The sequence below is a fragment of the Kluyvera fluvialis genome, from assembly GCF_059725275.1.
The window spans coordinates 1742420-1755194 of the sequence record NZ_AP046142.1 but is presented as its reverse complement, the minus strand read 5'-3'; the positions used below and the strand labels follow the sequence as shown (position 1 = coordinate 1755194).

The following is a 12775-nucleotide window of genomic DNA, read 5'->3' as shown; positions in this document are numbered from 1 at the left end:
AGACATAAAAAAAGCCTCTCCGAAGAGAGGCTTAGTCAGCAAGGCAGATGTTACTTTTTAAAGCGTTCCGGGAAATGCATTTCGCTATAACGAACGAAGTGCGTACCGCGAGTCAGCTTATAGCCAAACCAAATCACCAGGAACAGCGGGATACCGATGTAGGTTGCCGCAACGCCGCCCCAGTCAATGGTGTCTGCCAGGAAAGCCTCGTAGTTCTGACCGAGGGTGATAATCAGGCACAGAACAAACGCGAAGATTGGCCCCAGCGGGAAGAACCCGGAACGGTATGGCAGGTTGTTAATATCATGCCCCTGCATCACATAACCACGGCGGAAACGATAGTGGCTAATCGCAATGCCTAACCAGGCGATAAAGCCCGTCATCCCGGAGGTATTCAGCAGCCACAGGTAAACGGTTTGGTTGCCAAACATAGAGGTCAGGAAGCACAGACCCGCAATCACCGTCGTAGCATACAGCGCATTGCGCGGGACGCCGCCACGAGACAGCTTGGCGAAGATACGCGGCGCTTTACCATCACACGCCAGAGTGTAGAGCATACGCGTTGAGGCATACATCCCGGAGTTACCCGCCGACAGCACTGCCGTCAGGATAACAGCGTTCATCACCGCCGCCGCAGACAGCAGGCCAGCGTGCTGGAATACCAGCGTGAACGGGCTAACGGAGATGTCTTTAACATCATTACGCAGCAGGCTTGGATCGGTATACGGAATGATCAAGCTGATAATCAGGATAGCGAAGACATAGAACAGCAGGATTCGCCAGAATACCTGACGTACCGCGCGTGGGATGTTCTTTTCTGGGTCTTCAGATTCACCGGCGGCGATACCAATCAACTCCGTCCCCTGGAAGGAGAAGCCGACAATCATCGCCACGCCAATCATTGCCGACAAGCCACCGGCAAACGGCGCATCGCCGGTTGTCCAGTTGCTCCAGCCGACTGGTTGCGCACCTTTGAAGATGCCCACAATCATCATCACACCGACGATGATAAAGATAATCACGGTGGCGACTTTAATCAGTGAGAACCAGTATTCCGCTTCACCAAAGCCCTTCACCGAGATGTAGTTCAGCAGGAAGATGACGCACAGGAACAGCGCGCTCCAGATCCAGCCTGGAGTGTCCGGGAACCACCAGTTCATCACCAGTTGTGCGGCGACGAGGTCAACGGCGATAGTCACCGCCCAGTTGTACCAGTAGTTCCAGCCCAGCGCGAAGCCAAAGCCTTCTTCAACATAGTTCTGACCATAGGTAGCGAAGGAACCGGAAACCGGCATATAGGCGGCCAGTTCACCCAGACTGGTCATCAGGAAGTACACCATCAGGCCAATCAGGATATAGGAAAACAGCGCGCCGCCAGGCCCCGCCGCAGAAATGGTTGCACCGGAAGCAACAAAAAGACCCGTACCGATGGAACCGCCAATCGCGATCATCGTCAGGTGACGCGCCTTGAGTTCGCGACGTAGCGCGGGCGCTTGTGTGGTTTTCGTTTCGGAACCCATGTGAAAATACTATCCATCCAAAAAATGAGGCGCGATTGTAACAGACGAATCGGTCATATCACGGTAGAAATGCGCAGTTATAAGAGAGCTTCATGATTGACTCGAGATTATTAGTAAAGATCAAACTCGGCATTAACACAAATTTGCTGAAATCATGCAAAAACATCACATTAGCTTTTCAACCGCTCACTTTGTCGTGATCGTTAGCTGGCGCAATAATGTAAAAAACGCTGTAGGGCTTTGGACAAGTGCTTTTGCCGATGATGAATACGCCACAGGGTGCGATTCAATTTTGGCAATGGGATGACCACTTCAACCAGCGATCCAGCCGCCAGTTGCTCGGCGATAACACGGCGAGACAGGCAACTAATCCCCAAATCATGGCGAACGGCATGTTTAATCGCCTCAGAGTTGCCAAGCTCCATGCCCATCAGGAAATGCGGCAGATGAGAAAGCAAAAGATAATCGACGATTTCCCGCGTACCTGAGCCTTTTTCGCGCAAGATCCACGGCGCTAACGCCAGCTTATCTAGCGTGACTTCCCCCTGCACCCACACGCTGTTCGGCGCACAGAAAACCACCAGCTCATCATCAAGCCACGGCTCGGCGATAATGTCAGCCGAGTGGCACGGGCCTTCAATTAGCCCAATATCGACGCGAAAATCAGCCACCGCATTAATCACATCCTGGCTGTTGCCCACGCTCAGCTCCAGCGGCAACGAAGGATAATCTTTGCGATAGCGCGCAATCACCCCCGGCAAAATATAGTTACCGATGGTGCTACTGGCGTAGACGCGGATCGCGCCGTTATCTTCACGGAACAGTTGTTCAATTTCACCGGCTTGCTCCAGCAACGCCAGCGCACGCGGGTATAACAAGCGCCCGTGTTCATTGACCACCAGCCGTTTGCCGACGCGGTCAAACAACTGCACGCCGAGCTGCCCTTCCAGATCGGTCAGCGCCGCGCTAACCGCTGATTGAGATAACGCCAGCATCTGTGAAGCCTGAGTCGTCGAACCGCTCTTCAGCACTTCTGCAAAAACTTCTAACTGCCGCAGCGTGATATGCATATCTTCCCCTTTCAGCGTCAGCGCTTACCACTTATTACGATTAATTATAAATATATAATCAATTTTATATTTAAACCAGCAAAGCGTAACCTTTTAGCCAGACAAAGGAGAGGGTTATGACACAGGCTACGTTACAGACGCATCATCGAAGTATTATGCACTTTATCCCTGGTCTCGCGCTGAGTGCCGTGATTACTGGTGCGGCAGTCTGGGCGGGTAGCGTTCCAGCCATTGCTGGCGCCGGTTTTAGCGCGCTGACGCTGGCGATTCTATTCGGGATGGTCATCGGTAACACGGTGTACCCAAAACTATGGCAGTCCTGCGATGGCGGTGTGATCTTTGCCAAACAGCATTTACTGCGCCTGGGGATCATTCTGTATGGTTTCCGTTTGACGTTCTCGCAGATTGCTGACGTGGGTATCAGCGGCATCATTATTGATGCGCTCACGCTGACCACCACCTTTATGATGGCCTGCTGGTTAGGGCAAAAAGTGTTTGGTCTGGATAAACACACCAGTTGGCTGATTGGCGCGGGTAGCAGTATTTGCGGTGCTGCCGCCGTGCTGGCAACCGAACCGGTAGTGAAAGCAGAGGCCAGCAAAGTGACGGTGGCCGTCGCGACGGTGGTTATCTTCGGTACACTGGCGATTTTCCTTTACCCAGCCATGTATCCGCTGGTAGCGCACTGGTTTAGCCCGGAAACATTCGGTATTTACATCGGTTCAACCATGCATGAAGTGGCGCAAGTTGTCGCGGCAGGCCACGCGGTTAGCCCGGAAACCGAAAACGCAGCGGTTATCGCAAAAATGCTGCGCGTAATGATGCTGGCTCCGTTCTTGCTGCTGCTGGCGGCGCGAGTAAAACAGTTGGCTCCGGCTAACGCCGCGCAGAAAAGTAAAATTACCATTCCGTGGTTTGCGATTCTGTTCATCGTGGTGGCTATCTTTAACTCATTCCACCTGCTGCCGCAGAGTGTAGTGCAGATGCTTATCACACTGGACACCATTCTGCTGGCTATGGCGATGGCGGCGCTGGGGGTAACAACCCACGTTAGCGCGCTGAAAAAAGCGGGGGCGAAACCACTGCTGATGGCGCTGGTGCTGTTCGTTTGGCTGATTGTCGGCGGTGGCGCGATTAACCTTTTCGTCCACGCATTGATGGCATAAACCAGCTAGACCATTCAGGCGGCAAATGAGCGTAACCCACGCCAAAGCCGCCTGACGGATGAGGTGTATAAGCCTCGCTAACCCGCTATACTCTCCCCTTTTGAGTATGGCGGGTTTAATTTATGAAATACATTGGAGCGCACGTAAGCGCCGCTGGCGGCCTGGCTAATGCGGCTATTCGAGCCGCAGAAATCGAAGCGACCGCCTTTGCCCTGTTCACCAAAAATCAGCGCCAGTGGCGCGCAGCACCGTTAACCACCGAAGTCATCGACGATTTCAAAGCCGCGTGTGAAAAATATCACTACACACCGGCACAAATCCTGCCGCATGACAGCTACCTGATTAACTTAGGTCACCCGGTGGAAGAAGCGCTGGAGAAATCGCGTGAAGCCTTTATTGATGAGCTGAGCCGCTGCCAGCAGTTAGGTTTAACGCTGCTGAACTTCCACCCGGGTAGCCATCTGCTACAGATTGACGAAGACAAATGCCTGGCACTGATAGCGGAATCCATCAACATCGCGCTGGCACAAACGGAAGGCGTTACGGCGGTTATCGAGAACACCGCCGGGCAAGGCAGCAACCTCGGCTTCAAGTTTGAACATCTGGCGGCAATTATCGACGGCGTAGAGGATAAATCCCGCGTTGGCGTCTGTATCGACACCTGCCACGCGTTTGCCGCCGGTTATGACCTGCGCACCACTGAAGCCTGCGCGAAAACCTTCGCTGAATTTGAGCGTATTGTCGGTTTTAACTACCTGCGCGGGATGCACCTTAACGATGCCAAAAGCACCTTCGGCAGCCGCGTTGACCGTCACCAAAGTTTGGGTGAAGGCAATATTGGCCACGATGCATTCCGTTGGATTATGCAAGACGACCGTTTCGACGGTATCCCGCTGGTACTGGAAACCACTAACCCTGATATCTGGGCAGAAGAAATTGCCTGGCTGAAAGCACAGCAGACTGAAAAGGCGGTTGCGTAATCATGAACGACAGGGAAAAACAGATACTTAAAATCCTGCGTCGCAACCCGCTCATTCAGCAAAACGAAATTGCGGACATTTTGCAGATCAGCCGCTCACGCGTCGCCGCCCATATTATGGATCTGATGCGCAAAGGGATGATCAAAGGTAAAGGTTATATTCTTACCGAGCAGGATTATTGTGTTGTCGTTGGGGCTATCAATATGGATATTCGCGGCGTGGCAGATATTCATTATCCGCAGGCCGCCTCTCACCCTGGCAGTATTCTCTGTTCCGCAGGCGGCGTCGGGCGCAACATTGCGCATAATCTGGCGCTGCTTGGTCGCGATGTGCATCTGATTTCTGCCGTCGGCAGCGATTTTTACGGTGAAACGCTACTGGAGCAAACCCGCCAGGCCGGTGTTAATGTGTCGAGCTGTATTCGTCTGCACGGGCATAACACCTCGACCTATCTCTCGATTGCGAATCAGCAAGAAGATACGGTGCTGGCGATTAACGATACTCATATTCTGCAACAGCTGACGCCACAGTTATTGAACGGTTCACGCGATTTAATTCGCCACTCCGGCGTGGTGCTGGCGGACTGTAACCTGACGCCAGAAGCCATTGAGTGGGTCTTTACGATTGCAGATGATATCCCGGTCTTTATTGATACCGTTTCTGAATTTAAAGCGGGCAAAATTAAGACCTGGTACTCCCGCATTCATACGCTAAAGCCGACGCAAAAAGAGCTGGAGATCCTGTGGGGGCAGCCTATCACGTCGGATGCTGAACGCACTCAGGCGGTGAATGACCTGCATCAGCAAGGCATTCAGCAGATTTTTGTCTGTCTGGAAGATGAGTCGGTCTTTTGCAGCCAGAAAGGCGGCGAGCAGTTCTTACTCACGCCCCCCGCGCACCCGGTCATCGACCGTTTTGGAGCCGATGACGGCTTTATGGCGGGGCTGATTTACAGTTTTCTGGAGGGAAGCGATTTCCGCGATAGCGCGAACTTCGCGATGGCCTGCGCGGCATTATCACGCGCCAGCGTCAGCATTAACAACCCGACGCTTTCCGCAGATAACGCGCTGTATCTGCTCCAGCACAATTGCTGATGGCGTAAGCCGGATAACGCGTAAAACGACGCTATCCGGCTAATGTTGGTCAGTTAAGGGGCGTTCTACTTTTAGTATCGCCGCCCATGTCAGTGCGGTCTTTGAATGAATAGCAACAACCAGAGTTACTGAAACCGATGAGTCCCCGATAGAAATCGGCGAGCCGCAGGCTGGAGTTCGCAGGCGAGCGCAGTGCGAAGCACCGATTTCCCTGCGGGGCCGCAGGGATTGTTAAGGGGGACTCGGCAGTCCCCCTTGACCCGTTCACAGGAACAGAGGCTTCATGTTCTACAAAACATCAGGTGAACGGAATGTGGCGCTGAACTGACCAGCATTACAGTTTTCAGTTATGCCAGGCCAATAAAGAAACCGGCAATCGTCGCGCTCATCAGGTTAGAGAGCGTCGCCGCTGCCAGCGCCCTCAGCCCCAGTTGAGCAATTTCCGGCGCGCGCTGTGGCGCGATGGCGGAAAACGCCCCAACCACCACGCCAATTGAGCCAAAGTTAGCGAAACCACACAGGGCGAAAGAGATAATGGCAATGGTTTTTACATCCAGCGCCCCCGCAGTCTGTAAATATGGCGAAAAGTTGAGGTAAGCGACAAACTCGTTAATCGCCAGCTTTTGCCCAATCAGGCTCCCCGCCAGCGTAGAATCAGCCCAGTCAACGCCCATCAGCCAGGCCAAAGGCGCAAGAAGATAGCCAAAAATCCCTTCAAGCGTGGCGTGTCCAAAACCAAACCAGCCACCAATGCCACCGATAATGCCGTTAATCAGCGCAATTATCGCCACAAACGCCATCACCACCGTTGCCACACCGGCGGCAATTTTCAGGCCAGCCATCGCGCCGCTTGCCGCCGCCTCGATAATGCTTTTCGGCGGCGTTTCCGTGAACGATAAATTCTCGAATGAAACCTGTGATACCTCCGTTGCCGGGCTAAGTATCCGCGCGAACAGGATCCCGCCGGGAATGGCCATCAGCGACGCCGCCAATAAATAATCAATCGGAACACCCAGCCCGGCGTAACCGATCATCGTCGATCCAGCAATCGACGCCATTCCACTACAGATAGCAGTAAACAGCTCATTGCGGTTGAGCCTGTCCATAAAGGGCTTCACGATAGCCGGGATCTCATTTTGCCCGAGGAAAATCGTTGTTACCGCGACAAATGATTCTATCTTGCTGATATTCAGCGCTTTCTGGAAAATCCCGCCAAGAATACGAATCAGCCACCCCATCACACCGATGTAATACAGCAGGCTCACCAGAGCGGTGATAAAGATAATGGCGGGTAGCACACGGAAGGCAAATACAAACCCTGCGCCGTCAAAGACCGCGTCCATTTTCGGCCCGACGAGTGAGCCAAAAATAAAGGCGCTTCCGGCATCGCTGTAGGTCATGACTTTATGCACGCCCATTGCGGCCTGCTCCGCCAGCCATTTCCCCGGAGGAAAATAGAGCATCACACCGCCAATGACACATTGCAGCGCCAGCGCCGCCCCAACGGTACGCAGGCTGATACGTTTTTTATTCACCGACAACAGAAAAGCAATTATCAGTAATACCGCCATCCCCAGAACACTTCTCATGACATCCATAATGGTTATCTCGTTATGCCAGTTCTGAACACATAACGGGCGACCGCATACTGCCCATTGGGTTTTAGCGGCCTGCATCTTTCCCGTGCAGGCCAGTTGCCGGGTTAAATATATTTACGCACGCACTCTTCGACTAAGTCCCAGAACCAGTCGGTATCAATGGTAATACCGACCTTCGCATTCGCAGGCTTGCCCAGCACACCGAGCTCATCACAGACAGTGCGCCCGTAGCATGGGCCGCTGTTCACGTCGATCTCTACGTACATTTCCTGTGTTTTAATCCCCTGCGGGTTAATCAGATAACCGATACAGGTCGCGTCATGTACCGGCCCACCGGCTAAACCGTAGTTTTCGAATTGCGTTTTAAGGGTGAAATTCATGATGTCGCTGAACAGTTGCCCTGCCGGGCCACCGGCTTTTTCCATCCGCGCTATCACGTCAGCGGTGCACACCGTTTGGTTGGTCAGGTCTAGCCCCATCATCACCAGCGGGACGCCAGAGGTGAAAACGACACGCGCCGCTTCAGGGTCTGCGAAGATGTTAAACTCCGCTGACGGGGTAAAGTTACCGGTTCCGTATGCCCCGCCCATCAGAACAATTTCATGGATTTTCGGCAAAATAGCGGGCTGCATTCGCATGGCTACCGCAATGTTGGTCAACGGCCCGACGGGAACCAACGTAATATCGCCATCGCTTGCCATCAGCGTGTCGATAATATATTTAACGGCATGGGTGCTTTCGGCTTCACGGGTAAGCGGCTCAAAAACCGGGCCATCCAGACCCGATTCGCCATGAATATTATCGGCGACAATTTGTTGACGCATAATCGGCTGCGGCATTCCGGCATAAACCGGGACATTAATATTGAGTTTCTGACAAACATTTAATCCATTGACCAATGTTTTATCCAGCGTTTGATTTCCTGCCACGATAGTAATACCCAACAAATCTATGGCAGGATGTTTCGCTGCCATCATCATTGCAATCGCATCATCATGCCCTAGATCGCAATCAAGAATAATTTTTGTTCTTGCCATTTCTTATTCCCTCTGTTCGCTGTAACGTTATTTTCGCTTTACCAAAGAAAACTAAAGCGGGTCGATGATTGAATCATAACGACAGAAAACGTATGCTGAATATGAGAAATCTCATACCGGGAAACCATCGTGAAAGAAATCCAGAATGACCTTCTCCGGCAACAACTCATTAGCGATTCTAATTATAAAGCGTGTTTTTCTATTGATGTTTTGCATGAAACCCGTTTGTTTCATATCGCTGCGGGGGACTACATCGTGCGGGAGGGAAGCCAGCCGGCGTACCTGTTTTACCTGGTTCGAGGGCGAGCCAAGCTGTACGCAACGCTCGCTAACGGGCGAGTATCGCTGATTGATTTTTTTGGCGCGCCCTGCTTTATTGGCGAAATTGAGTTAGTTGATGCCGGGCACGAACCACGCGCCGTTCAGGCTATTGAAACATGCTGGTGCCTAGCGTTACCCATGAAGTCATTTCGGCCATTATTATTAAACGATGCGATATTTCTGCGTCAGCTTTGTATCGCATTAAGCCATAAGAATTACCATAATATTGTTTCACTCACGCAAAACCAGTCATTTCCGTTAGTAAACCGTCTTGCGGCTTTTATTTTATTAACGCAGCATGACTCTCTTTATAGTGAAAAACATACGCAAGCAGCAGAATATATGGGTGTGACCTATCGCCACTTTTTATATGTAATTGCCCAGTTGGTACAGGATGGTTTGTTACTAAAACAAAAAAAAGGTTACGCCATTAAAAATAAAGAAAGATTAACGGCGTTAGCGCTTGAGATGGATCCAGAAAATAATTTAACAGCTTTATTGCATTAAGCAGCGCGCCAGCTAATCTGGCGCGCCATAACGTTATGCCAGCCCAATAAAGAAACCGGCAATCGTTGCGCTCATCAGGTTAGAAAGTGTCGCTGCCGCCAGCGCTCGCATCCCTAGCTGGGCAATTTCCGGCGCGCGCTGTGGCGCAATGGCAGAAAACGCACCAACCACCACACCAATCGAGCCAAAGTTAGCGAAACCGCACAGGGCGAAAGAGATAATCGCAATGGTTTTCATGTCCAGTGCGCCGCCGGTCTGGAGATACGGTGAGAAGTTGAGGTAGGCAACAAATTCGTTAATCGCCAGCTTCTGCCCAATCAGGCTACCCGCAAGCGTCGCATCAGACCAGTCCACGCCCATAATCCAGGCAAGCGGAGCCAGCACGTAACCAAAGATCCCTTCAAGCGTGGCGTGACCAAAGCCGAACCAGCCACCAATACCGCCGATAATGCCGTTAATCAGCGCGATAATCGCCACAAACGCCATCACCACCGTTGCCACACCGGCGGCAATTTTCAGCCCCGTCATCGCACCGCTTGCCGCCGCTTCGATAATGCTTTTCGGCGGTGTTTCGGTGAACGATAAATTCTCGAACGAAACCTGTGATTCTTCCGTTGCCGGGCTGAGCATTCGCGCAAACAGGATCCCGCCTGGAATCGCCATCAATGACGCCGCTAACAGATAGTCAATCGGTACGCCCATTCCGGCATAGCCAATCATCATAGAACCAGCAATGGACGCCATCCCGCTACAAATAGCGGTAAACAGCTCGTTGCGGTTAAGACGGTCGATAAATGGCTTCACAATCGCCGGGATCTCGTTTTGCCCGAGGAAAATGGTGGTGACAGCAACAAACGATTCTATTTTGCTGATATTCAGCGCTTTCTGGAAAATGCCGCCGAGAATACGGATCAGCAGCCCCATCACGCCAATATAGTAGAGCAGGCTTATCAACGCGGTAACAAAAATGATCGCCGGTAACACGCGGAAAGCAAAGATAAATCCCGCACCGTCAAAAAGCACATCCATTTTTGGCCCCACCAGCGAGCCAAAGATAAATGCGCTCCCCGCGTCGCTGTAAGACATCACTTTATGCACGCCCAGCGCGGCCTGTTCCACCAGCCATTTGCCCGGCGGGAAATAGAGCATAATCCCACCGATGGCGATTTGCAGCACCAACGCTGCCCCGACGGTACGTAAGCTAATGCGTTTTTTGTTTACTGACAGCAAAAATGCGATTGCCAGTAAGACCACCATACCCATCACACTTCTCATTATGTCCATAATGATTTTCCCTTCATGCCAGGAAACCCGGCGTTAAGCCAGGTTTAGGTATCGCGGGCGACAGCTCTCTGCCCGTGAGGATTTATCAGGCGAGACGTTGGTACTCTTTAGCAATCTCGCAAGCCAGCACGGCGTTGTTGAACACCAACTGGATATTGGATTTCAGGCTGTCGCCGCCGGTAAGTTCAGCAACGCGCGCCAGCAGGAACGGTGTGCTCTCTTTGCCGACTACGCCCTGCTCTTCGGCTTCTCTCACCGCCTGGTCAATGGCTGCGTTAATGCTCTCTTCAGCCATCGCAAACTGTTCCGGGATTGGGTTCGCTACCACCAGCCCACCGTTGAGGCCAGCCTGCCATTTCACCGCCATCGCACGAGCAATCTCTTTTGCACTGTCGAGGCGGATGCTGACGTCAAACGGGCTGGTACGGCAGAAAAATGCTGGCAGCGCGGTTGTTTGATAACCGATCAGCGGCACACCGAAGGTTTCTAAATATTCAGTGGTTAATCCCAAATCGAGAATAGATTTCGCGCCCGCACACACTACCGTGACATTGGTATGCGCCAGCTCTTGCAGGTCTGCCGAAATATCAAAAGTATGTTCCGCACCACGGTGCACACCACCGATACCACCGGTCGCAAATACATGAATCCCCGCCAGAGCAGCAATAATCATGGTGGACGCCACGGTCGTAGCACCATTTTTACCGGCAGCAACCACAAACGGTAAATCACGGCGGCTAACTTTAATTACGTTATGCCCTTCGCGGCCTAATAATTCAATTTCTTCGGTACTCAAACCCACTTTCATCACACCGCCAATAATAGCGATGGTGGCAGGTACAGCGCCGTGTTTACGAATTGTTTCTTCAACTTCAATTGCCGTCTGCGCATTTTGCGGGAAAGGCATGCCGTGAGAAATAATTGTCGATTCCAGCGCGACAATAGGTTTATTACTTTTTAAGGCTTCCTGGACTTCTGGCGAAATTTGTAATAATTCAGAGGAAAGAGTTAATTCAGACATTCTGTGTTCTCCACTAACGATGTAACATTCGCAACAGATAAATCAGGGTTGTTGGTATATTCACAGGCCAGCGCCATTGATGAACAACCCTGCGCAAATTTAACCGCATCAATAAAAGACATTCCGTCCATCCAGCAGGAAGCAAGCCCTGCCATCATGGCGTCACCTGCGCCGGTAACATTAACGACGTGGGTTTTTATCGGCAGTGACCAGCCGCTTTCGCCGTCAATATCGCTGTAATAAACACCGTCTCCGCCCATGCTGAGCACCAGACGATTTAAACCATTCGCATGAAACCACTGAGCGACTTTGCCGACGTCATCTCGCCCAGAGAGCGCTATGCCGCTGAGCGTTTCTGCTTCAAGGCGGTTGGGTTTGAGGGTGTGAATTTGGCCAAGACGTTCACGTATTTTTACGCACTTCCACGCGGAAACCGGGTCTACAAAGACCGGCACATCGCCAGCGTTATCGAGAATCCAGGCCAGGGCGTCTTCGCTAATATTGCAGTCAGCGACAATCACTTTCGCACCGCGAATAAAATCAACGTGTTGAGCTAAAAACTGAGCCGAAATATGTTCGGTAATACTCATGTCATTAATAGCCACAAGCATTTCGCCGGTATTATCGAGTAGCGATAAATAACTTGATGTATTTTCATCGGGCACTACCAGACATTTATCAACGTGAACGCCAGATTGGTTAGTTTGCGCTAATAAAGACTGACCATAAAAATCACTGCCGACCGCCGTCAATAGCCATGAGGGTTTTCCCAATAGCGCCAGGTTATGCGCAATATTGCGCCCCACGCCGCCTGGGGTGAATTTAATTTTTCCCGGATTTGAATCCGCATAATTTAAATGGGAATGCGAATACCCTGCAACATCCATATTGGCAGAGCCAACGGTTACGATGTATTCCTTTTCACGCATAGCACGTCCTCTGGCAATAAGTTGCCATGAAAATGAGTTCGTTAAGGATATTAATCACTACATTACTGATTATTAGAGCACGTGTTCACTAACAAACATGTGTTCATAATATGCGTGTTTTAGATAAAGTAAATCCATCCGCAAGACCTAAAGCGAATAGATATGAACAGAATCACAATTTTTTATAGATACAGATTGCAAGCGAGAAAAAATTTGAGAGGTAGAGCACAGATTGCAGCAAGGGAATA

The 12775-nt window shown here is 51.4% G+C and carries 11 protein-coding genes; 4 read left to right on the top strand and 7 right to left on the bottom strand.

The window, feature by feature from the left end; translation table 11 throughout:
* Positions 1-50 precede the first annotated feature (50 nt).
* Both AC6I4B_RS08420 and yieE read right to left on the bottom strand, forming a co-directional pair.
* Complete coding sequence (locus AC6I4B_RS08420) at positions 51-1520, bottom strand: amino acid permease (RefSeq protein WP_497770958.1); 1470 nt, start codon at positions 1518-1520, stop codon at positions 51-53.
* Positions 1521-1723: 203 nt separating this feature from the next.
* Complete coding sequence (yieE, locus tag AC6I4B_RS08415; RefSeq protein WP_497770956.1) at positions 1724-2590, bottom strand: DNA-binding transcriptional regulator YeiE; 867 nt, start codon at positions 2588-2590, stop codon at positions 1724-1726.
* 116 nt (positions 2591-2706) lie between these two features.
* Between yieE and AC6I4B_RS08410 the strand changes: the two genes are divergently transcribed.
* The 3 genes from AC6I4B_RS08410 to AC6I4B_RS08400 all read left to right on the top strand — a co-directional run bounded on the left by AC6I4B_RS08410 (position 2707) and on the right by AC6I4B_RS08400 (position 5830).
* Positions 2707-3756, top strand: a complete 1050-nt coding sequence (locus tag AC6I4B_RS08410) for a YeiH family protein (protein WP_497770955.1) — start codon at positions 2707-2709, stop codon at positions 3754-3756.
* Between the two features lie 122 nt (positions 3757-3878).
* On the top strand, positions 3879-4736 hold the full coding sequence (gene nfo, locus AC6I4B_RS08405; protein ID WP_497770953.1) for a deoxyribonuclease IV: 858 nt from the start codon (positions 3879-3881) through the stop codon (positions 4734-4736).
* A gap of 2 nt (positions 4737-4738) precedes the next feature.
* Positions 4739-5830, top strand: coding sequence for a sugar kinase (locus tag AC6I4B_RS08400; protein ID WP_497770952.1), 1092 nt, complete (start codon positions 4739-4741; stop codon positions 5828-5830).
* A gap of 347 nt (positions 5831-6177) precedes the next feature.
* Here the strand turns inward: AC6I4B_RS08400 and AC6I4B_RS08395 are convergent, their stop codons facing one another.
* A complete protein-coding gene (locus AC6I4B_RS08395; protein ID WP_497770950.1) occupies positions 6178-7428 on the bottom strand; it encodes a NupC/NupG family nucleoside CNT transporter in 1251 nt (416 codons plus the stop codon).
* 104 nt (positions 7429-7532) lie between these two features.
* Positions 7533-8465, bottom strand: a complete 933-nt coding sequence (rihB, locus tag AC6I4B_RS08390; protein WP_497770948.1) for a ribosylpyrimidine nucleosidase — start codon at positions 8463-8465, stop codon at positions 7533-7535.
* Between the two features lie 129 nt (positions 8466-8594).
* On the opposite strand from rihB, the gene AC6I4B_RS08385 reads away from it, so the two are divergent.
* Entirely contained in the window at positions 8595-9293 is a 699-nt protein-coding gene (locus AC6I4B_RS08385) for a transcriptional regulator YeiL (protein ID WP_497770947.1), read from the top strand.
* A 33-nt stretch (positions 9294-9326) separates the two neighbouring features.
* Here AC6I4B_RS08385 and AC6I4B_RS08380 read toward each other — a convergent pair whose 3' ends face one another.
* The 3 genes from AC6I4B_RS08380 to AC6I4B_RS08370 form a co-directional block, all read right to left on the bottom strand.
* Positions 9327-10577 (bottom strand): NupC/NupG family nucleoside CNT transporter, encoded by a 1251-nt coding sequence (locus tag AC6I4B_RS08380; RefSeq protein WP_497770945.1) that lies wholly within the window; start codon positions 10575-10577, stop codon positions 9327-9329.
* 85 nt (positions 10578-10662) lie between these two features.
* Positions 10663-11598, bottom strand: a complete 936-nt coding sequence (locus tag AC6I4B_RS08375; RefSeq protein WP_497770944.1) for a pseudouridine-5'-phosphate glycosidase — start codon at positions 11596-11598, stop codon at positions 10663-10665.
* Positions 11586-12527: a pseudouridine kinase gene (locus tag AC6I4B_RS08370; RefSeq protein ID WP_497770942.1), complete on the bottom strand. Its 942-nt coding sequence runs from the start codon at positions 12525-12527 to the stop codon at positions 11586-11588. Before AC6I4B_RS08370 ends, AC6I4B_RS08375 begins: the two co-directional genes overlap by 13 nt.
* Between the last annotated feature and the right edge of the window lie 248 nt (positions 12528-12775).